Origin of the sequence: Polyangium mundeleinium, assembly GCF_028369105.1 — a bacterium.
In the GTDB taxonomy this organism is placed as follows: Bacteria; Myxococcota_A; Polyangia; order Polyangiales; family Polyangiaceae; genus Polyangium; species Polyangium mundeleinium.
On sequence record NZ_JAQNDO010000001.1, the window covers coordinates 1,720,229 to 1,746,884 of the forward strand.

Genomic DNA, 26,656 nt, shown 5'->3' on the forward strand with positions numbered 1-26,656 from the left:
CGATACACTGCCTCTCATGGCTCTGTCGGCACGTCCCACGTGGCGGGTGAACCCGGCGGATCCCCGCGCTCCGAGCCAGGAAGAGTGGGATCTCATGTCGGAGGCGGAGCGGGCGCACGTGGAGGCGACCCTGCCGTCCGAGTTCGACCTCGGGCTGGAGCCGCCCGAGGGGGATCCGCACTGGACGGCCATTGCGAACGCGCGGAAGACGCTGGAGACGTTTTTCAGGCGGATCGGGCGCAAGATCTACATCTCGGGGGGGCTCGCGGTGTATTACCCCGGCGAGGAGATGTGCTCGCCCGATCTCCTGGCGGTGGTCGACGTGGAGCCGCGTCCGCGCACCTCCTGGGTGGTTTCCCGGGAGGGCAAGGGGCTCGACTGGGCGCTCGAGGTGCTGCACGCGGGGGACGCGGCGAAGGACCAGCGCAACATCGAGCGGTATGCGCGGCTCGGCATCCACGAGTATTTCATGTTCGATCGGAGGCGGCTGAGGCTCTCGGGGTTCCGATTGCCGCCCGCGGAGCACGGCGCGCGTTCCCGGGCTTATCGGCCGATCGTCCCCCAAGGCGGGCGGTATACGTCGGAGGTCCTCGGGCTGGAGTTGTTGGTGGAGGGCGAGAAGCTACGTTTCCTCTTCGGAGGTGCCGCGCTGCCGGACGCGGAGGAGACGATCGCCAAGCTGGAGAGCTTGCTGGGCGAGGCGCTCGCGCGGCACGAGGAAGATGCACGCAGGGCCGAGGAAGAGGCGAGGCGCCGGGAGGAGCTCGAAGCGGAGCTCGCCGCCATGCGCGTGGAGCTCGAACGGCTGAAGAAGGGGCAATCCTGAGTCAGCTCTCGCCAAACCAAATCCGCGCGAACACCCGCGGCCGCGCCTTCTCGATCGGCCCCTGGGCTTCCTCGTCCGACACCAGGATCGCCGCCACGCCCGCCGCGTCGTCCCCCGCGAACGCGCGCAGCGCGACCCGCACCCGTTCGCCGGCGAAACTCGGCTTTCGGTAGGCGATCTCCGCGGCGCGTGCGATTTGCGGGTTTTTCCGGCCGTGGTCCCACAACCGGCGCAGCGCGGCTTCCACGAAGAGGCGCGGATAGACCAGCGAATTGACGTGCTGGTTCGAATCCGTATGGTCGAGACCAAAGAGCACGTGCGTCGCGTCGAGCGTGAATGCGTCGTCGAGCCAGCGCGCCCCCGGCGGCAGCTCGATCGAGGCCTCGGGCGGTCGCCACGCATGGCGGTCGGGCGGCACCTCGGGAAAACCCGGCACGGAGACGCGCGTGATCTTGCGCGCCTCCGGGGGGCCGAACGGGCGCGTGACCACGTGCTCGGCAAAGACGCGGCCCGCGAGCAGGCGCTCGCCCGCGTTCGCAGGCGCGGGCCCGTGCGTGCGGCCTGCTTCGCCGTACACGTTGCACCACATGTTCAGCATCAGCCGCTCGACCGCGCCGTCTGCGCCCACGGTGTGCGCGATCTGGAATCGTCCCTCGCCTTCGACCTTGGACATCACCGACAGCGGGCCCTCGCCGCCCTCGATCACGAAACGGCTCAGGATCGGGAGGATCCCCTCCGCCGCGAGCGCGGGCGCCGCGCCCCGCTGCCACACCGCTCGCCACACCGAAGGCCCGAGCACCACGGGCATCGCGTCGAGGAGGAGTTTTCCGTTCTGACTAATGTCCTCGTAACGTAGGACCAGCGGCCCCGACGCGCGTTGTGCCTCCGGAACCTCGGGTTCTGCGGGGATGAACGTCATGCGCGGCGATGTAGCAACGTTTGGGCGCCTCGCCCGTGACAATTGTCGAACGTCGGCGTTCCTGGTGGGGCAGAGCTCATGTAGAATGCTTCGCGTGGGAGGGTCCACATGCGCGCTCGTCTGACTCGCTCGCCTGTCTTGCGCCGTGTTCTTCGTTCGTTTGGCCTGGTCGCCACCGTCGCTGCGGCCGCGTCGTGCCACGAGGGCATCGATACCACCCGGATTGCGCCGCCGAAGGCCACGCTCGGCGACGACCTTTACGGTGTGCTCTGCGATCGTATCGGCGCGAGTTCGCTGACCGAAGATCTCACGGGCGGATCGTACCATGCGATCTGCCACTACTCGAACCAGGGGATCTACGCGGACACAGTCGATACGAGCTTCCTGCCGCCCGCGCGCGGGGCCGAGCAGGAGACGGCGCGCGCGCTCGGCATCGCCAAGGTCGAGGCCATGGCGAAGCGGCGCAGCGACCTCGTGCAGGCGTTCAACGCGATCTTTCCCGACATCGAGATCGACGACGTCACGACCGAGGCCGAGGGCGACAAGGTGCGGCTGCACGACGCGCTCCTGTCGTTCAGTCAGAACCTCTCGCGCCTCTACGAGTCGAATCCGTTCGAGCCCCAAGGAACGCCCACGGTGCCCGCCTCGACACGCGCGCTCGGCGAGGTCTTCGCCTCGTTCATGCAGAGCGAGCCCGCACGTCAAGCCTTCTCGAAGATATGGGGACGGCAAGGGTACAGGCCGACGGGCGCGGCGCTCGGCGCGGTGCGGCCCTTGCTCTCGTATCCGCGGCTGCGTCCGCTCCTCGGCAGCGCGCTCGATGTGCTCGCGCCCGAGGGCGTGATGGCGCCCGAGCTCGCGCAGATCCTTCGCGTCGTGGAGCGGGATCTCGCGACCTCGAAGCCGACGCTCGCGCCGCTCGTGCCGCTCGTCGTGGACCCGGCGACGGCGCAGCCGAATCGGCCGATGGAGACGCTCGAGATGCTGTCGCGGATCCTGCTCGACCAGGACGCGCGGTACGCGAAGGACGAAGCCGCAGAGCCGACGTGGATCGCGCGGCGGGATCGGCGTGGGTTTGTCGTTCCGTTCGGCAATGTGCCGGGGCAGGCGGGCACGGTGCCCGCGCCGTTCGCGGATACGGACGGTGATGGGTTCGCGGACACGGACGAGTTCGGGCAGTTCGTCACGGACATCAACGTGCCCGTCGCGGCGCTCGCGCCGTTCAGCCCGCAAGGAACGCCGGGCACGGACGCCTATGGCCGCGCCGAGCCGCAGATGTACGAATACGTCGACACGTCGCGCACGCTGATCGGCGCGGTCGCGCAGGATCTCGCGCCGCTCGTGGACGCGACGCAGTACGCGCCGAGCGCGGGCGACGACGCGTGGAAGGACGAGCGCGAGACGTTGATGTACGCGGTCGCGGGGGCGACGATGCTGCTCGGGGATCGCGAGGACGCGGTCTACGATCTGGAGACCGAGGAGGTCAAACCCGCGGGGACCGCGTGTGCGAGCTGTGTCCCGTATCGGCGTTTCAAGGCCGATACCTCGCCGCTGCCGGATCTCGCGCATGCGCTCGGGCAGATCCTCGCGGATCCGGAGTCGGATGCGCTCGTGCTCGGGCTCATCGATCTCGTGGAGAACCACGAGCAGGAGCTTTCGCGGCTGCTCGGCGCGGCGCTGAAGATCCGGAAGATCGCGGAGGGCCACGACGTGCTCGCGGCGCAGGGCAAGGAGAAGCTCGCGGAGATTCCGTACGAGGCGCCGATTTGGGACGAGATTGCGGCCGTGATGGGGCGGGTCACGCAGCGGCCGGGGCTTACGGCGAAGCTCATCGGATCGTTCGCAGATCCGGCGTTCGTGACGCCGACGGGCGGCGTGTCGCACATGGGCGAGTCGCTCATGCGGCTCATGACGACCCGCGACGAGATGACGTATTACGACGACGACCTCAATGGTCCGGCGTGGAACGTCACGACGAACAACACGCTCGATCCGTCGACGCCCGTCGATCGGACGAAGCCGCTCGCGGGGGAGAACCGCTCGTGCTGGGAGCGGACGCTCGACATCATTCACCACGCGAACAACGTGAAGGCGTGTAACAAGCAGGGCGCGAAGGTGAAAGCGGCGCTCGGCAGCCTCACGGTGTCGTGGCCGCTCATCGGTAGCTACGACGAATGCGAGCTGCTCGCGTTCCCGAACCTCGGGGTGTTTTACCTCGACTCGGTCCTGCCGGCCAATCACCCCAAGCGGGCCGAGTTCAAGATCAAATCGGGCACGCTCGAAGGCATTCTGAACTTCCTCGGTGCCTTCACGGACAAGGGCGCGCTCTTCGAGCAGTCGTCGGGCATCACGGGCCTGACGCTGAAGCCGGAACCGAAGGCGCTGAACCGGCTCGTCTTTTTCGGCGCGACGTCGGATCAGTTCAGCGTGCTGCCGGACATCGACCTCTACATCCTCGGCGGCAACGCGAAGAACAAGAAGACGAACGATTTCATCTCGAACCTGATCGAGCCCGTCCCCACCGTGGTTTGTCCGCAGACGCAGATCGAGACGCGCAAGTGCCAGACGTCGGCCGACATTCTCCGCCTGCGCGGAGAGAACACACTGTTCGTCCTCGAACGGTTCGGCTTCTACGATTACCTGCGACCCCTGGTGACCACGTTCGCGAACGCGACGTGCACCGACGCTGGGCAATGCCAGCAGCAGAACGGCGAGTTCGTGGCCGACGGCGAGGTCATGCTGCTCGACCTCATCGAGATCCTGAAGCGCCACTGGCCGGGGCCCGATCACGGCGCGGAGTGCGATTCGAGCGGGGATGCCAAGACGAACCCGCTCTATTGCTCGGGCGCGGGCGTGAACACGTACGAGCCGATCCTGGCGGACGCGTTCATGACCGACATCGTGCCCGCGCTGCACGAGTTCTCGAAGGCGATGCGCGACGTCTCGAAGATCACGGTCGCGCGTGGGCCGAACGCGGGCAAGGTGCTCACGGGCGCCGACGTGCTCGAAAAGACCGCGCAGCTCCTGTTCGACCCGGCGTACGCCGCGGCCGCGGGGATGACGGATCGGAAGGGGAACAAGGGCACGACGTGGGTGGACGGGACGCCGCAGGCGCAGCACACGGTGTTCACGTTGTTCGCCGACGGGCTCCACGGAATGGATCTGCGCTTCGACAACGCGTGTGGCTGCTCCGGGAAGACGGGGCAGGAGCTCTCCGATTGCCAGGCGGCGTACGACACGTGCAAGGCAGACGCGGAGCGGCGCAAGGGGCAATGGAAGCGGGCGCGCTCGCAGCTCGTGGATCAGTTCCTCGCCGTGGAGGGCGAGGGCGCGGCGGCGAAGTTCGCGAACCCGGCGATCCCGCGGGCGCTCTCGACGACGCTGCGCGTGTTCCGCGAGCAGGTGAACGCGCATTGCCCGGATCGCGAGAATGGGACGCCGTGTACCTGGGCGAAAGACGAACTCGGCAAATCGCTCGCCGACGGGCTCGATAGCCCGATGGTGGCCGCGCTCGTGGACCTCTTGGAGAAGATCCGGCAGGACGAGACGGCGCGGCGTGAGCTCGAACGGCTGCTCGATCATCTCCTGTCGTCCGCGAGCGACGGGCAGGCGCTCGAAGCGACGCTCTCGTCACTCGCGGACGCCTTGCAAGCGCTGCTCGCCGATACCGAGATCGCGCCGCTCCTCAATGCGGCGGCCCCGGGCGCGCGGCCCGAGGACGAGGCGGGGAACAAGGGCGCATTGCCGGCGGCGCTGCAGCTCCTGAAGGCGCTCAATTCGGACGTGTACGACAAGTACCACGTGATGGATTACATCCTGCCGAACCTCGTGACGCCGATGGATCCGGTGAACGGCGTGGCGAGGCTCTCGCCGCTGGAAATCATCATGGATACGGTGGCCGAGGTGAGCCGCATCGACGCGGCGGCGAACCCGGGGCCGCTCGCGCCCACCGATTACGAGACGATCTTCGGCTCCGCGCGTGATTTCCTGACGAGCCCGACCCGCGGCCTCGAGCAGATCTACACCATCGTCCAGAAGCGGCCGCGTCAATGACCAGAAACACCTCCCCGCGGAAGCGCGCCCTCGCCTTGGGCGCGCTCGCCGCCGTTTCTCTCGGGCTCTTCTCCGAATCCGCCGGCGCAGCGGGCCTCTATCTGTCCGAGCGTGGCGTGCGCCCGCTCGGTCGGGGCGGGGCGTTCGTCGCGGGCGCCGACGATCTCGGGTCCGTCGTCTACAACCCCGCGGGGCTTTACGACGCCGGGATGAGCGTGCTCTTCGACGCGAGTTACGTTCATTTTTCGAGCGAATACACGCGCCGCACGATCGTCCGGCAGACGGATCCGAACACGGGCGCGACCGTGAACGAGCGCGTGCAGACGTTCGATCCGGTCCGGGGGAGCGCGCCGTTTCTGCCGATCCCGACGCTCGGGTTTTCGTTTGTCCCGCACGATCAATGGGTCGTAGGCGTCGGGCTTTGGGCACCGTACGTGGGCGTCGCGACGTATCCCGAGACGTTGAACGGGCAGCCCGCGCCGCAGCGGTATTCGCTGCTCTCGCTGGAAGGCTCGATCCTCGCCGTGGGCGGCGCGTACGCGGCCTATGCGCCGACGCCGAATCTGCGGATCGGCGCGGGGGTTGAGGTGCTCGCGGGGACGTTCCGCAGCACGGTGGTCTTTTCGGGGTGCGTGCCGGACCGGTTCTTCTGCGCGCCGGAGCAGCCTTCGTGGGACGTGCTCGCGGAGCTCGCCGTCGGGCCGATCGTGGCGCCGTCGGCGAACGCGGGCGTGATTTACATCCCGCACCCGAAGGTGCGGGTGGGTTTGTCGGGGCATTTGCCGTTCTGGGTGCGGTCGAGCGGGACGATCCGGACGCGGCTCCCGTCGGCGGCGCCGTTCGCGACGGCGCGGCAGGAAGGCGAGGACGCGGACGTGGCCTTCGAGCTGCCGTGGAACGTGCGGCTCGGCGTGGAGGCGCGGCCAAGCGACAAGCTCCGGGCCGAGCTCGCGGTGGCCTACGAGGATTGGGGCGTGCACGATAGCATTCGCGTGAATCCGAACGGGGTCGCGCTGAAGAACGTGGTGGGGTTTCCCGAGACGTACCTCTTGCCGCCCGTGAACCTGCCGCGCAATTTCCGGGGCGCGTTCTCGGCGCAGGTCGGCGGCGAATACGCGATTCCCGTGGGGAAGATGCAGCTCGACGTGCGGGCGGGGCTCCGCTTCGAGACGAGCGCGGTGCCGAACGAGTACGTCTCGGTGCTGACGATCGATTCGAACAAGCTGACGCCTTCGGTTGGCGCGGGGCTCCACGTCGGGCCCTTCCGGTTCGACCTCGTGGTGGCGCACGCGATCATGTTCTCGCAGGACGTCGATCCACGGGAAGCGAAGATCCCGCAGGTGAGCCCGCTCGTGGCGAACCCCGCGCCGCAGCCGAACATCATCAACGGCGGGACGTATTCGGCGAGCGCGACGATCGTGGGCCTCGGCGCGATGTACACGTTCGGGAAGGCGGCGCCGGCGAAGCCGAAGCCCGAGCCGGCGGGGAGCGGGACGTAGGCGCCGTACGCGCGTCCGTCATCGCGCCCCGCTTCCGCTGACCTTCTCCGCGACCTTCTCCAGCCGTTCGAGCGACCTGCGCAGGTCATCCCGGTACGCGTGATCGTCCGTGTGGACGAGTTCGTTTCGCATCTCCCGCAGCCGGATGTCGAGCGCGATCCTGAGCTCCCTTGCTTCTTCGTCCGCGATCTCGAGGTTCATGCTCGAAGGCATGGAGCCCGCGCTCTCCGGCGAAAAGCGGGGCGCGCGCCGGGGCCGTGACGTCGGCGTGCGTGCGTGCTGAGATGGCGCCGCATGAGCGGGCGCGAGGACGAGGACGAGTTCGACGACAAGGTGGAGACGGAGCTCGTGCGCAGGCCCGACCGCGCGGCCTCGCCCGGGTTTTCGCTCGTGGTCGTCGCCGGCGCGAGCCGCGGACAGACGTTCACGATCGCGCCCGGTCACCCGTCGCGCGTGCTCGTCGGGCAGAGCCCGATGTGTGATCTCCGCGTCGACGATCGGCTGGTGTCGCGCAGGCACGCGGCCTTCGAGATCCTGCGCGGCAAGCTCCGCGTGACGGACCTCGAGTCGACGAACGGTACGTCGGTGCAAGGCGTGGCCGTCCTCGGCGCGCTGCTCACGGGTGGCGAGATCGTCACGATGGGCGAGACGCAGATCCGCATCGACAGGCTCGCCGATCAGGCGCCCGCGGCGATCCCGTCGGCCGTGCGGTTCGGCGCGATGTTCGGCGCGAGCCCGGAGATGCGCGCGCTGTATCCGCTCTGCGAGCGGCTCGCGAGCGCGGCCGTGCCCGTGCTCATCGAGGGCGAGACGGGCACGGGCAAGGAGGTGCTGGCCGAGTCGCTGCACGAGCTCGGGCCACGCAAGCAGGGGCCGTTCGTGGTGTTCGATTGCACGGCGGTCCCGCCGAACCTCGTCGAGTCCGCGCTCTTCGGGCACGAGCGCGGGGCGTTCACGGGCGCGACCGAGTCCCGCAAGGGCGTGTTCGAAGAGGCGCACGGCGGCACGCTTTTGCTCGACGAGATCGGCGATCTGGAGCTGCCGTTGCAGGCGAAGCTGCTTCGCGCGCTCGAGCGCTCGGAGGTGCAGCGCGTCGGATCGAACCGGTGGGTTCGCGTGGACGTGCGGATCCTGGCGGCGACGCGGCGCGACCTCGATCACGAGATCCAGGCGGGGAGGTTCCGCGACGATCTGTTTTACCGGCTCGCGGTGGCGCGGATCGAGCTGCCGCCGCTGCGGAGGCGATCGGGGGACGTGGTCGTCCTGGCGCAACACTTCTGGCGTCAACTGGCCGGCAAGGACACGCCGTTCCCGCCCGATTTCGCGCGGCGGATCGCGGACTACGCGTGGCCGGGCAACGTGCGCGAGCTCTACAACGCCGTCGCGCGTCGCGTGGCCCTCGGCGAGCTCGCGCCGATCGCGACGCTCCGGCCGAACACGCCGCGCGCGTCGGGCGTGCCGCGGCCGAGCACGCCGCCGAAGCCCGCGCCGGCGGATTTCACCGAGGAGATCCTCGCGCTCGATTTGCCTTTGCCGCGGGCGCGGGAGCGCGTGGTCGAGGAGTTCGAGCGGCGGTACGTGCAGCGGGTGCTCACGGCGCACGGCGGCAACGTGGGCGCAGCCGCGGCGGCGTCGGGGATTGCAAGGCGCTACTTTCAGCTCATCAAGGCGCGCCACAAGGGGTAGTCTCGGGGCTGAATGGAAGGCGAACGCGGCGCGCCCCGGGTGCTCGTGCTGGGCCGTTATCGCGTGCACGACGAGATCGCGGCGGGCGGCATGGCCACGGTCCACCTCGGGCGGCTCGTCGGGGACGAGGGTTTTTTGCGGACGGTGGCGATCAAGCGCCTCCATCCCTGGCACGCGCGGATCGCCGAGGTCGTCGCGATGTTCACGGACGAGGCGCGGATCGCCGCGCGGATCCGGCACCCGAACGTGGTGGGCACGCTCGACGTCGTGTCGCAGGAAGGCGAGGTCTTCCTGGTGATGGAGTACGTGCACGGCGAGCCGCTGTCGCGGCTCATCAGCGCGGCGAGCAAGCGCAAGCAGAAGATCCCGCCGTCGATCGTGGCCGCGGTGCTCGCGAACGCGCTGCGGGGGCTCCACGCGGCGCACGAGGCGAGGGACGCGCGGGGCGAGCCGCTCGGCGTGGTGCACCGCGACGTGTCGCCGCAGAACGTGCTCGTCGGCGCGGACGGCGTTGCGCGTGTGCTCGACTTTGGCATTGCGCGCGCGGCCGGGCGGGCGCACGTGACGAGCGACCATACGATCAAGGGAAAACTCGCGTACATGTCGCCCGAGCAGCTCCGCGGGGAGGTGCTCGATCGGCGGGCGGACGTGTATGCGGCGGGCGTCGTGTTGTGGGAGACGCTCACGTGTCGGCGGCTTTATGCGGGCGCGTCGGAGGACCTCGCGCTCGTGCGCCTGCTCGAAGCCGAGGTCGAGCCGCCGAGCAAACGCGTGGCCGCGCTGCCCGCTTGTTTCGACGAGGTCACGTTGCGCGCGCTCCGGCGCGACGCGGACGCGCGTTTTCCCACGGCGCTCGAAATGGCGATGGCGCTCGAAGCGTGCGGGCCGCTGGCGACGCCGTCGGAGATCGCCGCGTGGGTCGAGGAAATGGCGGGGGATACGCTCGCCGAGCGCGCGCAGTTGATCCTGGCGATCGAGAGCGAGGAGCGCCGCTCGTTGCGGCCCATGCTTTCGAGCCCGTCCGCGCCGAGCCCCGAGGAGGCGACGTTGCTCCACGTGCAGCCGTCCCGAGAGGAGCCCCCGGCGGCGACGGTGGTGGCTTTGACGGCGAAAACGGAGGTGCCAAGTGCGGCGCCGATGCATGTGCCGGAGCGACGCGTGACGCCGGTGGTGCTCGGGCTCGTCGGGCTCGTTGGGCTCCTCGTGGTGGTGTTGATCGTCATTCTGCTCCGGGGTGTGCCGGCGAGCACCGCGTCCGCGCAGAGCGCGCCTTCGATCGCCATGAGCGTCGCCACGCCCGAATCCGTGGTCACGAGCGCGCCCTCCGCTGCGGCCGCGCCGGCGCCTTCCGCGACGAGCGTCGTTTCGGCGGCGCCGCCGAGCGTTTCGCCCAGCGGGACCGCGTCGCCGCGCCCGACGACGCCGCGGGCGAAACCTGCCGCCGCGAGCGCCGGCTGCGATCCACCCTTCTTCATCGACGCGTCCGGTCGAAAAAAGTACAAACGGCATTGCCTTTGATGGCCGGACGTTCGTCGAGACAGACCCCATGCAACGAGCAGGCGCCTCGTCGCTCGCGGGGGCTGTACGCGGCGCTCGTGCTCGTGACGATCGGGCTCGGGCTCTTGTCGCGGAAGATTCCGGGCCTGCCGGCGTGGCTATCGAAGGGAGCGGGGGACGCGCTTTATGCCACGATGAGCTTCTGGCTCGTGGGGCTCTTCGTTCCCGCGTGCCGGACGGCTGCCGCGTCCGTCGTTGCGCTGCTCTTTTGTTACGCGATCGAGGCCAGTCAGCTTTATCACGCGCCGTGGGTGGATGCGATCCGCGCGACGCGGCTCGGTGGGCTCGCGCTCGGATATGGATTCCATGTGATGGACCTCATTTATTATGCGGTCGGTGTGAGCGCCGGGGCCGGGATCGAGCGCGCGTGGAGGCTGCGGAGGGAGCGGCCGTCGTGATACGTTGTTGCAATGCCAGACCTCTACGAAAGTCTCGCGGCAGTTTCCCAGAAGGATAAGCAGCGGCGGGAGCGTTGCCTCGCCTACGCGCGTGAGAACGCGGTGGGCCCGGTGGAGGGGCTCTTCGCGCAGGAAGGGATGGTGCGGCGAATTTGGCGGGAAGGGGCCATGCTGGCCGCCATTCCGCCGGCGGTGGTCCTGGAGGTGCTCCTGCCCGAGGTGGCCGAGGGCGTGGGGAGGTTCAGTGATTATCAAACGAAGCTGATGGCGAGGACGCGGCGGACGGTGTACGCGACCCACGCGCTCGTTTTCGGCGATCTGTCGATGTCGATCGAGGTGGGGGGGCGGATCTTTCAGCTCCACGAGCGGGTCCGTGGTTCGATTTCGGCGCGTTCGAGCGAGGGGCGGGCAGGCACGCGGTATCGCGCGAACGATCCGGCCGCCCTGCAATGGGTGTTCGCCACGCTGGTGCAGGGGGCGCTGATGACGTACGAGGCGGCCGTGGAGCCGCTCGATCGGGACGAGCGGGCGCGTTTTTACGAGGAGTCGAAGCGATGGGGCGCCGTGGTGGGTTTGCCCCCGGAGCAATTGCCGCCCGACTGGGAGAGCTTCGAGCGTTATTTCGAGGGGATGGTGGAGGGGGCGCTGGAGCTCGGGGACATGGCGCGGGATATCCTGCGGGTGCTTTTTGGTCCGCCGTACATGCGCGGGGTCGCGAGGCTCTGCGCGGGGCTCTTGCCAGAGCGGTGGCGGAGCGCGGTGGGTTTGCCCTGGGACGCAGACGCAAAACGGGCGTACGAGCTCGCGCTCGGCACACTTCGTGGAGCGAGGTTTTTGCCGCCGGCCTTGCGGTACGTGCCTGCGTGGCACCAGGCGGCGGCGCGAATCGAGGCGGCGCGGGGAGAAGGGGTTTCGAGGACGACGCGGATCGTGCAGGCGCTCGACGCGCGCGGGTGGATCCCCGCGGGGCTCGCGCCGCCGGAAGAGGTGATGCGGAGGTGCCCGCGCGGTTAGTCTTCGGCGATGGCCTGGAGGAACGTGCGGGCGGCCATCGGCCCGGACAAACGGTAGGCGGCGCGGCTCGGGCGCGGGCCGACGTGCATGGCGACGTGCGGGGGCGGAAGCGCGGCGAACATCTCCTCGTCGAGGAGGTCGTCGCCGAGCGCGACGAGGCGGGCGCCGGAGGGAGCGCCTTCGACGAGCGAAGCCACGAGCGCGCCGCTCCCCGCGCCCATGGGGCGAATCTCGACGATTTTATCGCCGGGGAGGATCTCGACGGGCGTGTTTTTGAGCAGGTCGCCGAGGTGGAGCCGTAGCTCCTTGGCCTGGAGCACGCCGAACTCGGGGTCGGCCATGCGGTAATGGAAGGTGAGGGAGGCGCTCTTTTCTTCGAGCAAGGTGCCCGGGGTGCGGGCGACGAACTGGCGGAGCAGGGGCAGGAATTTCGCATTCCAATCGGAGGGGATGTCCGTGCGGGGGCGCCATTCTCGCGCCGAGGCGTCGCGCGTCCAGAAGCCGTGCTCGGCGGCGAGCGCGATGGGCAGGTCGCCGAGCCAGCGCTCGAGGACGTCGCGCGTCCGGCCGCTGACGACGTGGACGCGCGTGCCGGGGCGGCGCGCGAGGGCCGTGAGCAGGTGCCGGAGGTCCGCATCGGGCGCGGCGTCGTTGGGGGCGCGGGCGAACCGGACGAGGGTGCCGTCGTAATCGAGGAGCAAGGTGAGACGCGGCGCTTTGCGGAGGTCCGAGGTGAGGCTTTCGAGGGCCGCGGACGTGGTCGCGCCGAGCGAGCGCCCGCTCGACGCATCGGATTGCTCTTCGAGCGTGGAGAGGAAGCTCTGCGCCCAGTTGTGGACGTCGTCCTCGAGGACCCGCTGCCGGAGGTTTTGCATGCGCTGCCGCCGCTCGCCCTGAGGCATCGTGAGGGCTCGCTTGAGCGTGGCCGCGACGCCGCCGATGTCGTACGGATTGACGAGCAAGGCGTCGGCGAGCTCCGAGGCGGCGCCGGCGAACTCGCTGAGGACGAGCACGCCGTCCTCGTCGGTGCGGGACGCGACGAACTCCTTGGCGACGAGGTTCATGCCGTCGCGCAAGGGCGTGACGAGCATGACGTCGGCCGCGCGATACAGGGCGGCGAGCTGGCGCTCGTTGAACGAGCGATACATGGAGTGAATCGGCACGGAATGCACCGTGGCGTAGGCGCCGTTGATGCGGCCCACGAGCTCGTCGACCCGGCTGCGGAATCCCTGGTAGGCCTCGACGTTGGTGCGCGAGGGGACGGTGACCTGGACGAGGCGGACCTTGCCGCGGAGCGAGGGTTCGCGTTCGAGGAGGCGCTCGACGGCGAGGAGGCGGCGCGGGATGCCTTTCGTGTAATCGAGGCGGTCGATGCCGAGCAGGATGCGCTGGCCGGGCTGGCGGAAGGTTTGCGCCTCGGCGGTGACCTCGGGCGAGCCGGCGAGCGCGGAGAGCGCGGCGGCGTCGATGCCCATGGGGAAGGCGCCGAGCCGGACTTCGCGTCCTTCCGTGAAGACACGATCGACGTTGGCTTCGAGGCCGAGCACGTGGAGGAGCGACGACGCGAAATGGCGCAGGTACGAGAGCGTATGAAACCCGAGGAGGTCGGCGCCGAGCAGGCCTTCGAGGATCTGCGTGCGCCAGGGGAGGATGCGAAAGACCTCGGCGGAGGGGAAGGGGATGTGGAGGAAAAACCCGATCCGCGCGTTCGGAATTTTCTTTCGCAGGAGGCCGGGGACGAGCATGAGCTGATAGTCGTGGATCCAGACGAGGTCGCCTTCGCGGTGGTGCGCGGCGATGAGGTCGGCGAATCGCTCGTTCACGCGGCGGTAGCTCTCCCAGTCGCGCTCGCCGATGGGGACCTGGTCGAGCAGGTAATGGAAGAGGGGCCAGAGGACGCCATTGGAGAATCCCTCGTAAAACCTGGAGACCTCGCCCGGGGAGAGGTGGAGCGGGACGTACCGGAGATCTTCGAGGCGCGCTTCGAGGGCGGCGCGCTGTTCGGGCGGGAGGCGCGAGACGTCGCCGGGATAGCCGAGCCAGAGGCCTCCCGAGCGCTCGTGGGGCCCCTTCATGCCGGTCGCGAGGCCTCCGGCGCTCCGGGTGACGTGGACCTCGCCATGCTCGACCTTCACGGTGACGGGCAGGCGGTTCGAAACGAGGAGCAGGCGAGCCATGGCGGGGGAGGGTGGCACCGACAGAAAGTTTTGTCCACCAACGATATGCGGACAAATACTGCTTTCCCGGACGAACGGCACCAGGGAGATTCGGAAACTTCTTGCAAGGCCCTGGGGACGTGGGTAAGGTGGCCGCGACGCTGACGAAGCGTCGCCCTATGGTCTCCTCGCGCTGAGCACGAACCCCCGCCATTGCGACGCCGCTGCTCCTCATTGGAGTCGAGTTCCGGTCGTTCGCTCGTGGCGGATCAGAAAACGTGGTTGCTGCCTGCTCGGACGTCGGCTTCGCGGCCGGCGTGTGTCTGGAGATCGGTATGAGAAAACTCGTGTATCACGTCGCCATCACGGCGGACGGCCGCATCGCGCGCGAAGATCATTCGTTCGATTTTTTCGTGATGGAAGGGGAGCACGCCGCCGATTACCTCGCATCCCTCGCGGGGTACGGCGCCGTCGTGATGGGCCGGCGCACGTATGAGCTCGGGCTGAAGGTGGGGGTCACGGACCCGTATCCGACGCTGGAGACGTACGTCTTCTCGCGGACGTTGAAGGAGAGCCCGAATCCACGCGTGAAGGTCATCGCGGAGGATGCCGTCGGCGTCCTCCGGAAGCTGAAGGCGCAGGAGGGCAAGCCCATGTACCTGTGCGGCGGCGGGGATTTCGCGGCGATGCTCCTCGCCGAGGGGCTCGTCGACGAGGTGCTGTTCAAGCTGAATCCGGTGCTGCTCGGCGCGGGGATCCCGGTGGTGTCGCGGCTCGCCGCGCCGGTGAACCTCACGCTCGTGTCGACGAAGGTGTACCGCAATGGAGTGTTGCTGCTCCAGTACGAGGTCCGTCCCTCGGCGCAAGCCGCCGGGAGCGTATGACCCTGGCGTGATGCAATCGCTGTGAAACAAGGGCGGGGGCGCGGGGCCCCCGTCCGTCCGTTTGCAAGCGAAGCGCCTCAGATTCGCTTCATCTGCGTCGGCGCGAGGCGCGCGAACCGGAGGACGAGCGCCGTCGCGACGGCGAAGAGCGCCGCCGTGAGCCCCCACCAGATCCCGACCGCGCCCATCCCGACGGCAAACCCGAGCAAGAGCGCGAGCGGAATGCCGAACGCGTAATACCCGACCACGTTCGCATTTCGCGCCGACGTCGTATCCCCCGCACCCCGGAGCGCGCCCGCCGCGACCGCCTGCGCGCCGTCCGCGAGCTGGAAGATCGCGGCGATGCGAATGAGCGGGACCGCCGCCGCGATGACGTTGGGTTTGTCCGAGAGGATCCGCGCGCAGAACGCGGGCGCCGCGGCGAAGACGACGGCCGAGAGGCTCATCACGGCGCAGGTCGAGGCGATGCCGAGGAGGCCGGCTTGGCGAGCGCCCGTGGAATCCCCACGGCCGACGGCGCGGCCGACGAGGACCGAGGTCGCATTCGACATGCCGAGCGCGATGGTGAACGAGAGGCTCGCGAGGGAGAGCGCGACCTGATGGCCCGCGGCAGCCTCGGGGCCGATCCACCCAGCGAAGATGCCCGCGATCGAGAAGGCGCCGACCTCCGCGAGCAGGTGCGTGCCGATGGGCCAGCCGACCTGGACGATGGAGCGCGTGGTCTCGCGATCGGCGCGGAGCTCCTCGGCGCGGACCCTGCCCTCACGCCGGACGATGTCCCGGAACACGACGCCAAAGGAGACGAGCGAGGCGATGCTCGACGCGAGGCCCGAGCCGAGGACGCCGAGCGCAGGCAAACCGACCCGCGGGAGGCCGATGTAGGCGAGGCCCTCGTCGCCGTAGATGAGGAGGACGTTGCCGACGATGTTCGTGGCGTTCGCCCATACGGCCGACCACACGAGCGCGCGCGTGTACCCGCGGGCCTGGAGGTACACGCGGCAGGCCGTGACCAGGAGGAAAGGCACGACGTTGAGGAGGCGGCCGAGCAAGAAGTGCAGGACGTTGCGCGAGGTCTCGGCGTCGATGCCGGCGCGGCCGACGAGGAGGCCGGCGAGGACGATGATCGCCATGCACGGGATCGACAAAACGAGGCCGAGGCGCGCGGCCTGGCCGAGCACGGCGCGGGCGCGGCTGCGATCGCCCGCGCCCTCGGCCTGGGACACGAGCGGATCCATGCCCAGGATGAGGCCCATGAAGAGCACGGTGATCGAGAAAAAGATGCCGTTGCCGATGCCGACGGCGGCGAGCGCGGTGGCGTCGAGGCGGCCGACCATGGCGGTGTCGACGAAGCCGAGGAGCTGATTGGCGACGAAGCTCAGCGTGATGGGTCCGCCGAGGGCGGCGATCTCGCGCAGCTCCGCGCTCCGCGTCCGCGGTCCTGCGGCCACCGTCTCGTCCACGATGCGCGAAGCACTGGGAATCGGGGCCACGTCACTCATGGAGGGCCCCGGTATACCTCGCCTGCGCGGGCGCGCCCGACGATTCCGTGCCTGGATCTCAGGCGGCGATTCGTTCGGCGATCGTGCGCACGTCGAGCTGCGTGTAGTCCTTCTCGTGAGACGCGACGACAGCCTCGGCGACGTGGTTCGTGTGCGCGGCGAGCATGCTGCGCAGGAGGCCGAGGAACTTCGGCGGCGCGGCGAGGACGAGCTTGTGGAAGGCTTGCGTGTCGTAGAGCGCGGCGAGCCGGTCGGCGAGGCTACGCGCGAATTTCTCGGCCTCGACGTCCTTCGGATCGGTCCGGTAGTCCGGCGCGCTCTGGCCGCGTTTCCAGAACGTGCGGCCGGGTTTGTCCGCCATGAGATCGCGGGCCATCGCGCGGCTCTCGGGGTGCTCGAACTCCTCGACGAGCTCGAGCGGCGCGTTCTCCTCGAGGCCCTGCCGGAACAGGCGGGCTCGGCTCGCGTCGGCGACGAGGACGAACGTGATCCGTTCCGTTTCTTGCACGCGTTTTTCTTGCACGCGTCCCTCCTCTCGCGCCTCGTCGGCGCGACGCGCGGAACATGGAGGGGTCGGGTGCGTCCGGCAATGGAGCGAGGGCGCGCTTGACGTGGAGGAGCCGGGGGACTAGGCCGGCCGTCCCTCGACCGAGTCGGCCGAGAAAGAGGACCGCATGAGCCTGACAGGAAAGCAGCGCCGCCACCTGCGCGCGCTCGGCCATCACCTGGATCCCGTGGTCCAGCTCGGCAAACACGGGCTGACCGACGGGATTGTCTCCGCCGTGAACGACGCGCTCGAGCAGCATGAGCTGGTCAAGGTGCGGGTCGGGACGGAGTGCCCCGACGAGCGCGGCGATCTCGCCGAAAAGATCCCGCCCGCCGTGCGCGCCGAGCTCGTGCAGGTGCTCGGTCGGACGATCTTGCTCTACCGGCGTCACCCGAAGGAGCCGAAGATCACGCTCCCGAAGGCCGGCTGAGCGCGGCCGGCCGTCAGGGCTTGCCGCGGGTATTTTCCTGCGGAGCGGCCAGGCGGGCGAGGATACGCTGAAGCTCCTCGACGCTCATGTCGATGTATTCGACGACGCGGCCGTAGAGCATCGCCGTGGGCACGTTGCGGCCCCCGCGCTCCTCCTGCGTCTTGTGGAGGACATAGAGCACGATGCGCTCCTTGCGGGTCAAGCCATCCCGCACGTCGGGGAGGTTGTCGTAGGGGCCGGGCTGGTAGCGCTTCATGGTGCGGGAGCGTGGGCGTCTCTCGCCCAGACGCACGCTCCTACCCCTCCCGCCGAGGGCATGCAAGAATGGGCGCGCGATCCGGTTCGCCGACAACGACGAGTCATGCGCTCCGCCAACGACATCCATCCCGGCGCCCTGATCGGCGGTAAATACCGCGTTCGCGCCATCCTCGGGCGTAAACATGGCCTCACGGTGGACGCGTTCCACACCGCGTTCGACCAGCGGGCCATCATCAAGCTGCTCCTGCCGCACCAGGCCGATGCGCGCGAGATCGAGCGCTTCCGCCGCGAGGCGCGCGCCCTCTCGAAGATCGCCTCCGAGCACGTCGCCCGCATCATCGACGTCGGCAACGAGGCCGACGGGACGTTTTACCTCGTCCGGCAGTACCTCGAAGGCATCGACCTCGAACGGCACGTCCGCAAGACCGGCCCGCTGCCGCTGCACGACGCGATCCTGTTCGCGCTGCAAGCCTGCGAGGCCGTGGCCGAGGCGCACGCGAACAGCATCGTCGTGCGTGATCTGGAGCCGTCGCACCTCTTCCTCACGCAGCGGACCGGCGGCGCGCCGCTCATCAAGATCACGGAGTTCGGCACGGCGAAGCTGCTCGGCGGCGCGCAGGACGCGACGGGCGAGCTCACGGGGACGGCGATGTTCGGGCTCACGCCGTACGCGTCGCCGGAACTCGTGCGAAAGGCGAAGGACGTCGACGCGCGCACGGATGTGTGGTCGCTCGGGACGATCCTCTACGAGATGCTCGCAGGTCGTCCGCCGTTCCAGGGTGAAGCCGCGTACCTGATGCTGCAGATCACGCGCGAAGAGCCGATGCGCGTGTCGCAACTGCGCGGCGATGTGCCTGCGGAGCTCGACACGGTGATCGGCTGGGCGCTCGCGAAGGACGTGGAGGCGCGCTTCCGGAGCGTGCACGCGTTCGCGCACGCGCTTTTGCCGTTCTCGCCGCCCGAGGGCCGGCTGCTCGTGGATCGGATCGGGCAGATCGCGCAGGCCGCGCGGGAGAGGAAGACGACCGGATCGGTGCCGCCGCCCGCGCCGCCGCCGTCGTCCCCGGCCACCGCGTCCGCGTGGCTGCCCGCGCCGACGCCGCCGCCCATGGGCGGGGGCATCGTGAACCCCGAGTTCGCGCACCTGCCCGCCGACGACGACGCCGAGACAGGCGTGCACCTCGGCTCGGGGATCTACGGAGCGCCGGTGCCGCAAAGGTACATGGCTTCGGCGCTTCAGCAGGCTGCACCCGCGCAGGTGCCGATGGACGAGCCGATGACGGAGGTGTTCTCCGGGCCGGTCGTCATGCCTGCGGCTGCACCAGCGCCTGCGCCTGCGCCCGTTGCAGCGCCTGCGCCCGCTGTCGCTGCCGCACCTGCGCCCGCACCCGCGGCGGAGCCTGCGCCTGCACCGGCTGCCGCACCTGCACCTGCTCCCGCTGCCGCACCTGCACCTGCGCCCGCCGTCGCGCCCGACAGCTCGCGCATGATCCGCGTGCTCCTCGCGTTCTGCGCGGTCGGCTTGCTCGGCGTCGTCGTGCTCATGGTCATGCTCCTGCGCAAGCAGTCCGGCGAGCCGTCCGCCTCGACGACTTCGCAGTCCCAGGAGAACGGGCCCATCGCGATTCCCACGCCTCCGCCCGTCGCCACGCCCGCTCCATCGGCCGTCGCCGCGCCCCCGAGCACGCCAGCTCCTTCGGCCGCGCCCCCTCCGGCCGAGACCGCCTCCGCGGCGGCGTCTGCCGAGCCGCCCGCGTCCTCCGCGTCGGCCGTCGCGGCCGCCACGCCGCCGCCCTCGGGTGGGGACGAAGCGCCGAAGGGCGGCAGCGCCGGCGCGTCCGAGCCGACGAGCAAAGCGGCCCCGACGCCCGCGCCGGCCGCGGCGACCGGAACCCTCGTCGCCGTGGCGGTCGGCGGTCCGTGTTCGTTCACCGTGAACGGGGCCTCGAAGGGGAAGTCGTCGTCGCTGCGTTTGTCGCTGAAGGCCGGCACCTACTCGGTGACGTGCAAACCCACGAGCGGCGCCGCGAAGTCGAAGAGCGTGACCGTTCGACCGGGCGAAACGGCCATGGCCATGTTCAAGCTCTGAGGCGGTTCGGGCAAGCGTCCATCCCCGTTCGTACGGGACGGCCCGGCTGCGGGATGGGCGCGCGGCTTGCTTTCGTGGGTGGCGGACCGTGCGGCATCAGGCCCGCACCTCCGGGGCAAGACGGTGAACCATCAAGAAGCGTTGCGGATCGAACCCGACCGTAGCAGCAGCCCACACCTTCCCGATCTGCGCGGGCCGCGGCGCGTGGACGGAGCGGAGAGCCGAGTCGGACAGCTCCTCGAAGCGCTGCGAAAGCACGAAGGCAGGCACGTCGTCGTCATCCGGGGATACCCGGACCCCGACAGCCTGGCGAGCGCATGGGCCCATCAAAGGCTCGCCGCGAGCGTGGGCATCGAGTGCGACATCGCGCACCTGCCGCTCGTGAGCCGAGCGGAAAATCGGGCGATGGTGAATTTGCTCGATCTCCCGCTCGTCCGCGTGACCGCGGCGGAAGACCTCGACCGGTACAGCGCGCTGAGCCTGGTCGACGCAAACTCGATCGAGCTGCCGAGCAGCGCAGGGCTGCCTTGCGTATCCATCGTGGATCATCACGCCATTCAGGGAAAACTCAACGCGGATTTCGTGGACATCCGGCTCGGCGTGGGCGCGGCGAGCACGATCTACACAGAGTACGTGATCGAGGCGCCGACGCGGGTCCTGGAGAGCGGGGCGATCGCGACGAGGCTCGCGACCGCGCTCGCGTACGGGATCCGGAGCGATACGGATGATCTGCTGCACGCGAGCGCCGACGATCTGCGGGCGCTCGCGAGCATCATCGAGCTCGTGGACACGGACGTGCTGAGCGCGCTGTCGCGGTACGCGATCCCGTCGAGCTCGATGCGGATCATGCGGCGGGCGCTGGAGGCGATGCAGGTGGAGGGGACGTGGGTCTTCGCGGGCGTGGGGCAGGTGCGCTCGCAGGACCGAGACGCGATCGGGCAAGCCGCCGACTTCCTCCTCCGGCGCGAGGGGATCAAGACGGCGATCACGTTCGGCCTGGTCGAGGGGTGGATCGACGGCTCGCTGCGCACGAACGACGCGTCGCTGGATCCGGCGACGTGGCTGCGCGACGCGTTCGGCATCGGCCCGCTCGGGATGCCCTACGGCGGCGGGCGGCGCGGCAAAGGCGGCTTCCAGATCCCGCTCGGGCCGCTCGCGGCCTGCCCGAACCAGGACGCGCTGTGGCAGGTTGTCCGGGAAATGGTCGAGGACACGATCCGGAAACGGATCGGCACGTCGGACGAAGGCGGCTGAGCGAATCGTCGTCGTCGTCGAAATCGAGGAATCTTGGGAAATCGAGGGGCGTCCGGGTCAAACCGGGCGCCCTTCGTGTCCGCGGGGGACGGCGACGAGGGTCGGCTCGGCGGGCGGTTTGTCCTTGGCGGGCTCGCTGTCCGCGGCGCCGTCGCTGAAGGCGGCCGAGAGCTCGTTCACGAGGGCGAGCGCGTCGAAGGGCTTGGGGAAGACACGGCGGACGTCGAGGCCCATGATGCGCCGGCGGAGCTCGACGTGCGCCGAGACGACGATGATCACGCCCGGCCGCGTCTCGGGGGGTTTGCCGAGCAGCGCCCGAATGACGCCCACGCCGTCGAGGCGCGGCATCATCAAATCGATGACGAGCGCGTCGACACGATGGCGCTCGAGCAGCTTGAGGGCCTCGACGCCGTCGGCGGCGAGCAAGACGTCGAAGTCCGATACGACCAGGAGGTTGCGCATCGAATATCGAATCTCGTCGTCGTCATCGACGATCAGAACGGTTGGTCGCGAGCGCTTTCCCAATTTCGTGCCCCCCACTGGCAATGAACCACTCCGTCCCTAATGAAGCCACCGTCGACGAACGCAAGGTGGTAACCGTGCAGGAGACGACGATCGATTGGACCGAAGTGATCGCGCGGGCGCCCGATGGGGTGGTCTGCGCGGACGAACGTGGGCGGATCGTGTACGCCAATCCCGCGGCAGAGCGTCTCCTCGGGCGCTCGCCCGGAGAGCTCGTCGGAGAGTCGTTCCCCGAGCTCGTGGCGCTTCCCGACGGGGAAGGGCTTCGCTGGGACGAGGCGACGGTCGCGCCGGAGCGAGCCATCGGGCATCGAAAGGACGGGACGAACGTGCCGCTCGAGGTCTCGCTCGTGCCGCCCGGGGGCCACGCGTTCGCGACAGCCTTCGTGCGGGATCTGTCGGCGAGTGATCGGTCGGTCACGACGAAGTTGCTCGCCGCCGAGCGCGAGTCGTTCCTGTCGATGGCCGCGCATCAGCTCCGCGCGCCGATCCAGCCGGTGCTGAACTCGCTACGGACGATCGAGCGCGCGCTCGCCATCGGGACGACGCCGCCCGACGGGACGATGGCGCGCGCGCTGCGGCAGACGCTCCGGCTCGGGCGGCTCGTGGACGCGATCCTGAGCGACGCCGCGGCGATCGAGCGCGGGACGCTGGAAGTGCATGTGTCGCCCTTCGACCTCGCGGTCTTCACGCGCGAGGTGGTGGAGGACTTCCGCCTGGCCGCGCCGTCGCAGCGGCTCGAGTACCACGGGCCCGGCGATGGGGTGCCCGTGACGTCGGATCCGGATCGGGTGCACCAGATCCTGATCAGCCTCATCGACAACGCGATGAAGTACTCGGGGCGGCAGCGCGTGGTGACGGTGGAGGTCGAGGGGACGGAGTCACGCGTGCGGGTGCGCGTGATCGATCAGGGGATCGGGATCCCGGCGGCGGAGCAGGCCAGCGTGTTCGGCAAGTTTTACCGCGGCTCGAACGTGCCGACGTCGGCGAGCGGGCTCGGTGTGGGGCTCTATCTCGCGCAAGGGCTCGCGAAGCGTCTGCACGGCAGCTTGACGGTCGCGAGCGAGGTGGGGCGAGGGAGCGCCTTCTCGCTGGTGCTGCCGAGGCATTGGCCGGAGGGCAAGGGCGTAGCGGCGCCGGCCCAACGAGGGAACCGCGATGAAAGCCGCCCGCCGCATTGAGCCGAGCTACGAGGCGCTCGCGGCCAGGCTCGCCGAGGCCCAGGCGGAGAACACGCGCCTCCGACAGGAAAACGAGTGCTTCGCGCACGAGCGCGCCGAGAGGGAGGCCGCCGAGGAAGAGGCGCGGCTGGAGATGAGGACGTTCTTCGCGCTGATCGCGCATCAGCTCAAGAACCCGCTTCTGCCGCTGGAGGTCTCGCTCATGACGCTCGCGCGGGCGCTCGAGCGAGGGACGAGCGTCCCGCCCGACACGTTCCCGCGGACGATGCGGCAGGCGCGCAGGCTGGGCCGTTTGATCGACGCGTTGCTCGTGGACCTGCCCCGTATCGAGGACGGATCGCTGCACGTGGCGGCGCTCTCGTTCGACCTCCGCGAGCCGGTGCGGCGGGCGGTGGGCGAGGCGCGGCTGATGCTGGAGTCGCGGACGTTCACGCTTCACGAGCCCGCCTCGCCGGTGCGCGTGCGGGGCGACCCGGAGCGGGTGGAGCAGATCGTGGTGTCGCTCGTGGAGAACGCGGTGAAGTACTCGCCGCCCGAGGCGCCGATCTGCGTGCGGGTGATCTCCGAGGACGCGGCAAGCGCGATGGTGGTCGTGGAGGACCGGGGGATCGGCATCCCGGCGCGCGAGCTCGGCCAGGTGTTCACGAAGTTCTATCGGGGTTCCAACGCGCCGAGCTACCTGTATCGCGGGCTGGGTGTAGGTCTGTACCTGGCACACCACTTGGCGACGCTCTGCCGAGGTCGTTTGTCGGTCGAGAGCGTGGAAGGCCAGGGGACGATCTGTCGGCTTTGCATCCCGCTCGACGCGTGATCACGCGCCTCGACCGTGCGGGCCTTGCTCAGGCCGCGTGGCGCGCCCGTTGCTGGGAGCGCGAGGCGATGATCGAAGATCCTCACAAATCGGAAATGGGCGGCGCCCACCTGAACGGTCACGCGAGCGGGGCGGCGCGGATGGTTCGTCAGGTGAAACGGGCCGACGACAAGCTGGTCGCCTTCGTCGAGGAGCGGCCGCTCGTCGCGCTCGGCGTGGCGCTCGCGTTCGGGTACGTGCTCGGCCGCGTGATGACGCGTCAGGGATGAGAACGGAGGGGTTCATGGTTGGGGAGAGACAAGCGGGGCAGGGCAGCACGACAGAACAAGGGGCGGACCGTGGTCCCCTCGCAGCGCTCGGCGGAGTCGATCCGAACGAGGTGCTCACGATGGTGAGCGACGTGGCGCGGGCGAACCCGCATGCGGCGCTCGCCGGCGCGGTCGCGGTGGGCTTTTTGCTCGGCGGCGGGCTGACGCCGCGGCTGCTCGGCGCGGCGGCGCTCTTCACGGCGCGACGTTACTTCCGCGCGACGGTGGAGGAGACGCTGGCAGGGCTCGAGCACGGGCTGGCCGAGCGGATGGGCAACGCAGGCGCGCGCTGAGCGCCCGGAGGACGGCGAGGGAGAAGGCCGGGCTCAGGGCTCGGCCTCCTGCCGCCTCACGAAACTCGCGCCGCGCGCCTCGAGGAGGCGCTCGACGGCGCCTGCCGCCGCAGACGAGGCGCGGACCGCGACGAGCGAGCCGCCCATGCCGACGGCATCATCGAGCAAGCGCGCCTCGAACTCCGGGTGACGCGCCCCCAAGAGCCCGCCCACCGCCACGCCGATCGCGCCGATGACGCCGGCGCCCGCAGCCGCCGCGACAACGGGGCCCGCGAAGACGGAGCCAGTCGCGGGCACGACGAGCGAGCCCGCGGCGCCGAGCGCGCCCACGATCGCGCCAAGCAGTCCGCCCATCGCAGCGCCGATCGCGGCGCCCTCGGAGGCCTTGCTGCCGAGGTGAAGGCCGAGGTCGCCTCGATGGCCGACGTGCTTGGGGATGACGCTGACGTCGCCGGGCAGGACGCCGAGCTCGGCGAGCGAGGCGAGCGCGCCATCTGCCTGCGCGCGTTCGAAAAAGAAAGCGATGAGGATCTCGTGTTTCATGATGCCGGGACTTTCGCGCGGACGAACCGCGCAGGAGCTTCGAGGCCCCAAAGCGTGCAAACCGTGCACGCAGCGCGTACACGGTTCGCACGTGAGGTGTGTGTGGAGCGCGCCACGAAAGCTGGCGCGCGCCTCGGCGCTAACGGCTCTGGCCCACCTCGTTCGATGTGGCGAACGAGCGCTCGCGGATCTGGTTCGCGGCTGACTCGAGCTCGCCCCGGACGCGCCCGGCGGCGAAGCGCGCGCGGTCTTTGACCCGATCGGCGCCCTGGCGGAGCCGCTCCCGGGTCTCTTCGCCCGTGCGCGGCGCGTAGAGCAGGCCGATGCCCACGCCGAGGGCCACGCCGACGCCGACCCCGATCGAGGCTGGCACAAGCCAGCTCGCCGTGGTCTTGCGCTCGTAAGGGAACGACTCCGACAAACGCTGGAGGAAACCGTAGTTCTTCATCGTTCAGGCTCTCCGTCGGGGATGGATCGGAGCCTCACGTGGGGCCGGGAGCGGGAGGTCGCTGCGGGCGACCTGGAGCTCCGAGCGGGAAACGAACCACGTAAACGCTCGATCGAATCCGCGCGGGAGGGCCAGGCAGCACGCATGCCACGGCGGGAGCGGGCAGGGGGAGCGCACACGGCGCCGCGGGGATGTCCGCGGCGCCGTGCGAGGGGAGGATGCGAGAAGGCGGGGAGCTATTTGCAGAAGCCGTCGATGCAGATCTTGCCCGACGCGCAGGCGAGCCCGGCCGTGGGATCGCACTCATTGCCGAGGTTGTCGTTCGAGCCGCAGACCTGGTGGTCGCCGGACATCGTCGAGACGGGCTTGCAGACGTCGAACGACGGCAGGTTGTTGCAGGCGTTGTCGTTCGGCGGGGCGCACGAGATGTAGCAGGCGTGGTGCAGGCAGATGGAGCCCACGGCGCAGGCGTCCTGCACGCCATCCTGGTTGCAGTAGAACGCGGCCGTCTGGTTCGGGATGCAGCCGTTCTCCACCCAGACGTCGCCCGGCGGGCACATGCCCATCTGGCTGCGCGGGACGCACGCGCCGTCGACGCAGACCTCATCGGCCGAGCCGCAGTCGTTCGTGATGGTGCAGGGCTTGGCCGGCACGGTGCAGACGCCGACGGGGTCGCAGGTGTACCCGCCGTCGCAGTCGGCGTTGTCGTTGCACGCCGGGGTGCATTTGCCGTCGACGCACTTGTTGTTCGCCGGGCACTGGGTCTGGTCCGTGCACTGATCCGCGGGCGCGGTGCACACGCCGCTGACGCAGGCGTAGCCGGCGCCGAGCGCGCTGCAGTCGGCGTCCGTGCCGCACGCCGCGGGGTTCTGCGGGACGCACTGCGAAGCCTCGCAAGCGTAGCCGTAGATGCAGCCGACGGTGTCGCAGGTGCCCGGCTGGCAGGTGCCGTCGGGCGCGCAGGTCTCGCCCATGGGGCAGTCGTCGGGGTTGCCGCACCAGGTGACCGAGCCGCCGGAGCCACCGGAGCCGCCCACGCCTCCCGTGCCGCCGGTCCCGCCCGTGCCGCCTGTGCCGCCTGTGCCGCCTGTGCCACCTGTGCCGCCAGGCTGGCAGCTCGCCTGCATGCCTTCGATCACGCACTCGAAGTCCGAGGTGCATCCCCAGACCGTGCAGTCGCCCGTGTGGCACTGGTTGTCCCGGCCGCACGTCTCGTTCACGCCGCAGTCACCGGAGTCGTTGCAGCCGTCTGGATTCGAGCAGTCCCCGGAGGGGCACGGTCCCTCGTTCCAACCGCCGTCGTCGTCGTAGATGGGACAGCCAGCGAGCAACGTCGCCATCATGCCGATGAAGCCCAGCAGAGAAAGTCGCTTCATACCGTCTCCCAATAAGCATCGACCACGCCGCGAAGCAGGTCCTCCCGGGCCTTGACGAAGGCCTGGGCAGCAGGAGGAGCCTAGCAAGCAGCATGCCCTGTACAA

The 26,656-nt window shown here is 69.5% G+C and carries 25 protein-coding genes; 15 read left to right on the forward strand and 10 right to left on the reverse strand.

Translation table 11 applies throughout. The features are described from left to right. The first annotated feature begins 16 nt into the window (after positions 1-16). Positions 17-826: a Uma2 family endonuclease gene (locus POL67_RS07165; RefSeq protein ID WP_271916338.1), complete on the forward strand. Its 810-nt coding sequence runs from the start codon at positions 17-19 to the stop codon at positions 824-826. 1 nt (position 827) lies between these two features. Here the strand turns inward: POL67_RS07165 and POL67_RS07170 are convergent, their stop codons facing one another. Next, the gene (locus tag POL67_RS07170) at positions 828-1,745 is read right to left on the reverse strand and encodes a hotdog family protein (RefSeq protein WP_271916339.1); all 918 of its coding nucleotides are present in this window, start codon (positions 1,743-1,745) and stop codon (positions 828-830) included. A gap of 138 nt (positions 1,746-1,883) precedes the next feature. Between POL67_RS07170 and POL67_RS07175 the strand changes: the two genes are divergently transcribed. Both POL67_RS07175 and POL67_RS07180 read left to right on the forward strand, forming a co-directional pair. Further along, a complete protein-coding gene (locus tag POL67_RS07175) occupies positions 1,884-5,798 on the forward strand; it encodes a hypothetical protein (RefSeq protein WP_271916340.1) in 3,915 nt (1,304 codons plus the stop codon). Then, complete coding sequence (locus POL67_RS07180; RefSeq protein ID WP_271916341.1) at positions 5,795-7,297, forward strand: OmpP1/FadL family transporter; 1,503 nt, start codon at positions 5,795-5,797, stop codon at positions 7,295-7,297. The genes POL67_RS07175 and POL67_RS07180 overlap by 4 nt, the downstream gene beginning before the upstream one ends. A gap of 18 nt (positions 7,298-7,315) precedes the next feature. On the opposite strand, the gene POL67_RS07185 is transcribed toward POL67_RS07180, so the two are convergent. Beyond that, entirely contained in the window at positions 7,316-7,498 is a 183-nt protein-coding gene (locus tag POL67_RS07185) for a hypothetical protein (RefSeq protein ID WP_271916342.1), read from the reverse strand. Positions 7,499-7,591: 93 nt separating this feature from the next. On the opposite strand from POL67_RS07185, the gene POL67_RS07190 reads away from it, so the two are divergent. The 4 genes from POL67_RS07190 (at position 7,592) to POL67_RS07205 (ending at position 11,952) form a co-directional block, all read left to right on the forward strand. Beyond that, positions 7,592-8,983 carry an FHA and sigma-54 interaction domain-containing protein gene (locus POL67_RS07190; RefSeq protein ID WP_271916343.1) on the forward strand — a complete coding sequence of 464 codons (1,392 nt, stop codon included), beginning with the start codon at positions 7,592-7,594 and terminating at the stop codon, positions 8,981-8,983. A gap of 12 nt (positions 8,984-8,995) precedes the next feature. Then, complete coding sequence (locus POL67_RS07195) at positions 8,996-10,501, forward strand: serine/threonine-protein kinase (protein WP_271916344.1); 1,506 nt, start codon at positions 8,996-8,998, stop codon at positions 10,499-10,501. Positions 10,502-10,578: 77 nt separating this feature from the next. Then, on the forward strand, positions 10,579-10,938 hold the full coding sequence (locus POL67_RS07200; protein WP_271916345.1) for a ribosomal maturation YjgA family protein: 360 nt from the start codon (positions 10,579-10,581) through the stop codon (positions 10,936-10,938). A 138-nt stretch (positions 10,939-11,076) separates the two neighbouring features. Continuing rightward, the gene (locus POL67_RS07205; RefSeq protein ID WP_271930761.1) at positions 11,077-11,952 is read left to right on the forward strand and encodes an oxygenase MpaB family protein; all 876 of its coding nucleotides are present in this window, start codon (positions 11,077-11,079) and stop codon (positions 11,950-11,952) included. On the opposite strand, the gene POL67_RS07210 is transcribed toward POL67_RS07205, so the two are convergent. After that, the gene (locus POL67_RS07210) at positions 11,949-14,129 is read right to left on the reverse strand and encodes a bifunctional alpha,alpha-trehalose-phosphate synthase (UDP-forming)/trehalose-phosphatase (RefSeq protein WP_271916346.1); all 2,181 of its coding nucleotides are present in this window, start codon (positions 14,127-14,129) and stop codon (positions 11,949-11,951) included. The two genes, POL67_RS07205 and POL67_RS07210, sit on opposite strands and share 4 nt — an antisense overlap. A 314-nt stretch (positions 14,130-14,443) precedes the next feature. On the opposite strand from POL67_RS07210, the gene POL67_RS07215 reads away from it, so the two are divergent. Beyond that, entirely contained in the window at positions 14,444-14,992 is a 549-nt protein-coding gene (locus POL67_RS07215) for a dihydrofolate reductase family protein (protein WP_271916347.1), read from the forward strand. A 77-nt stretch (positions 14,993-15,069) separates the two neighbouring features. On the opposite strand, the gene POL67_RS07220 is transcribed toward POL67_RS07215, so the two are convergent. Continuing rightward, on the reverse strand, positions 15,070-16,491 hold the full coding sequence (locus POL67_RS07220) for an MATE family efflux transporter (protein WP_271916348.1): 1,422 nt from the start codon (positions 16,489-16,491) through the stop codon (positions 15,070-15,072). Between the two features lie 58 nt (positions 16,492-16,549). Then, complete coding sequence (locus tag POL67_RS07225; protein ID WP_271916349.1) at positions 16,550-17,014, reverse strand: host attachment protein; 465 nt, start codon at positions 17,012-17,014, stop codon at positions 16,550-16,552. Positions 17,015-17,165: 151 nt separating this feature from the next. On the opposite strand from POL67_RS07225, the gene yhbY reads away from it, so the two are divergent. Further along, positions 17,166-17,468, forward strand: a complete 303-nt coding sequence (gene yhbY, locus POL67_RS07230) for a ribosome assembly RNA-binding protein YhbY (RefSeq protein WP_136930941.1) — start codon at positions 17,166-17,168, stop codon at positions 17,466-17,468. Between the two features lie 13 nt (positions 17,469-17,481). Here yhbY and POL67_RS07235 read toward each other — a convergent pair whose 3' ends face one another. Next, positions 17,482-17,724: a hypothetical protein gene (locus POL67_RS07235; RefSeq protein WP_136930940.1), complete on the reverse strand. Its 243-nt coding sequence runs from the start codon at positions 17,722-17,724 to the stop codon at positions 17,482-17,484. Between the two features lie 105 nt (positions 17,725-17,829). On the opposite strand from POL67_RS07235, the gene POL67_RS07240 reads away from it, so the two are divergent. Both POL67_RS07240 and POL67_RS07245 read left to right on the forward strand, forming a co-directional pair. Further along, a complete protein-coding gene (locus POL67_RS07240; protein WP_271916350.1) occupies positions 17,830-19,815 on the forward strand; it encodes a serine/threonine protein kinase in 1,986 nt (661 codons plus the stop codon). A gap of 123 nt (positions 19,816-19,938) precedes the next feature. After that, the gene (locus POL67_RS07245; RefSeq protein WP_271916351.1) at positions 19,939-21,069 is read left to right on the forward strand and encodes a DHH family phosphoesterase; all 1,131 of its coding nucleotides are present in this window, start codon (positions 19,939-19,941) and stop codon (positions 21,067-21,069) included. A gap of 57 nt (positions 21,070-21,126) precedes the next feature. Here POL67_RS07245 and POL67_RS07250 read toward each other — a convergent pair whose 3' ends face one another. Then, positions 21,127-21,609 (reverse strand): response regulator, encoded by a 483-nt coding sequence (locus tag POL67_RS07250; RefSeq protein WP_271916352.1) that lies wholly within the window; start codon positions 21,607-21,609, stop codon positions 21,127-21,129. Positions 21,610-21,668: 59 nt separating this feature from the next. Between POL67_RS07250 and POL67_RS07255 the strand changes: the two genes are divergently transcribed. From POL67_RS07255 to POL67_RS07270, 4 genes are read left to right on the forward strand one after another with little or no spacing between them, the layout of a single operon-like run. Continuing rightward, positions 21,669-22,772 (forward strand): PAS domain-containing sensor histidine kinase, encoded by a 1,104-nt coding sequence (locus tag POL67_RS07255; protein ID WP_271916353.1) that lies wholly within the window; start codon positions 21,669-21,671, stop codon positions 22,770-22,772. Further along, on the forward strand, positions 22,750-23,583 hold the full coding sequence (locus POL67_RS07260; RefSeq protein ID WP_271916354.1) for a sensor histidine kinase: 834 nt from the start codon (positions 22,750-22,752) through the stop codon (positions 23,581-23,583). The genes POL67_RS07255 and POL67_RS07260 overlap by 23 nt, the downstream gene beginning before the upstream one ends. After that, entirely contained in the window at positions 23,580-23,852 is a 273-nt protein-coding gene (locus POL67_RS07265; RefSeq protein ID WP_271916355.1) for a hypothetical protein, read from the forward strand. Before POL67_RS07260 ends, POL67_RS07265 begins: the two co-directional genes overlap by 4 nt. A 14-nt stretch (positions 23,853-23,866) precedes the next feature. After that, entirely contained in the window at positions 23,867-24,184 is a 318-nt protein-coding gene (locus POL67_RS07270) for a hypothetical protein (RefSeq protein ID WP_271916356.1), read from the forward strand. 33 nt (positions 24,185-24,217) lie between these two features. On the opposite strand, the gene POL67_RS07275 is transcribed toward POL67_RS07270, so the two are convergent. The 3 genes from POL67_RS07275 to POL67_RS07285 all read right to left on the reverse strand — a co-directional run bounded on the left by POL67_RS07275 (position 24,218) and on the right by POL67_RS07285 (position 26,551). After that, complete coding sequence (locus POL67_RS07275; protein ID WP_271916357.1) at positions 24,218-24,727, reverse strand: hypothetical protein; 510 nt, start codon at positions 24,725-24,727, stop codon at positions 24,218-24,220. Positions 24,728-24,866: 139 nt separating this feature from the next. Further along, on the reverse strand, positions 24,867-25,175 hold the full coding sequence (locus POL67_RS07280; protein WP_271916358.1) for a YtxH domain-containing protein: 309 nt from the start codon (positions 25,173-25,175) through the stop codon (positions 24,867-24,869). Positions 25,176-25,411: 236 nt separating this feature from the next. Next, positions 25,412-26,551: a hypothetical protein gene (locus tag POL67_RS07285; RefSeq protein WP_271916359.1), complete on the reverse strand. Its 1,140-nt coding sequence runs from the start codon at positions 26,549-26,551 to the stop codon at positions 25,412-25,414. Between the last annotated feature and the right edge of the window lie 105 nt (positions 26,552-26,656).

Excerpts from the sequence above, each read along its gene's own strand:
- POL67_RS07170 (WP_271916339.1), bottom strand. The coding sequence starts at position 1,745 with ATGACGTTCATCCCCGCAGAACCCGAGGTTCCGGAGGCACAACGCGCG.
- POL67_RS07240 (WP_271916350.1), top strand. The coding sequence starts at position 17,830 with ATGCGCTCCGCCAACGACATCCATCCCGGCGCCCTGATCGGCGGTAAA.
- POL67_RS07235 (WP_136930940.1), bottom strand. The coding sequence starts at position 17,724 with ATGAAGCGCTACCAGCCCGGCCCCTACGACAACCTCCCCGACGTGCGG.
- POL67_RS07190 (WP_271916343.1), top strand. The coding sequence starts at position 7,592 with ATGAGCGGGCGCGAGGACGAGGACGAGTTCGACGACAAGGTGGAGACG.
- POL67_RS07285 (WP_271916359.1), bottom strand. The coding sequence starts at position 26,551 with ATGAAGCGACTTTCTCTGCTGGGCTTCATCGGCATGATGGCGACGTTG.
- POL67_RS07275 (WP_271916357.1), bottom strand. The coding sequence starts at position 24,727 with ATGAAACACGAGATCCTCATCGCTTTCTTTTTCGAACGCGCGCAGGCA.
- POL67_RS07195 (WP_271916344.1), top strand. The coding sequence starts at position 8,996 with ATGGAAGGCGAACGCGGCGCGCCCCGGGTGCTCGTGCTGGGCCGTTAT.
- POL67_RS07260 (WP_271916354.1), top strand. The coding sequence starts at position 22,750 with ATGAAAGCCGCCCGCCGCATTGAGCCGAGCTACGAGGCGCTCGCGGCC.
- POL67_RS07215 (WP_271916347.1), top strand. The coding sequence starts at position 14,444 with ATGAGAAAACTCGTGTATCACGTCGCCATCACGGCGGACGGCCGCATC.
- POL67_RS07210 (WP_271916346.1), bottom strand. The coding sequence starts at position 14,129 with ATGGCTCGCCTGCTCCTCGTTTCGAACCGCCTGCCCGTCACCGTGAAG.
- POL67_RS07180 (WP_271916341.1), top strand. The coding sequence starts at position 5,795 with ATGACCAGAAACACCTCCCCGCGGAAGCGCGCCCTCGCCTTGGGCGCG.
- POL67_RS07205 (WP_271930761.1), top strand. The coding sequence starts at position 11,077 with ATGGTGCGGCGAATTTGGCGGGAAGGGGCCATGCTGGCCGCCATTCCG.
- POL67_RS07270 (WP_271916356.1), top strand. The coding sequence starts at position 23,867 with ATGGTTGGGGAGAGACAAGCGGGGCAGGGCAGCACGACAGAACAAGGG.
- POL67_RS07185 (WP_271916342.1), bottom strand. The coding sequence starts at position 7,498 with ATGAACCTCGAGATCGCGGACGAAGAAGCAAGGGAGCTCAGGATCGCG.
- POL67_RS07280 (WP_271916358.1), bottom strand. The coding sequence starts at position 25,175 with ATGAAGAACTACGGTTTCCTCCAGCGTTTGTCGGAGTCGTTCCCTTAC.
- POL67_RS07220 (WP_271916348.1), bottom strand. The coding sequence starts at position 16,491 with ATGAGTGACGTGGCCCCGATTCCCAGTGCTTCGCGCATCGTGGACGAG.
- yhbY (WP_136930941.1), top strand. The coding sequence starts at position 17,166 with ATGAGCCTGACAGGAAAGCAGCGCCGCCACCTGCGCGCGCTCGGCCAT.
- POL67_RS07165 (WP_271916338.1), top strand. The coding sequence starts at position 17 with ATGGCTCTGTCGGCACGTCCCACGTGGCGGGTGAACCCGGCGGATCCC.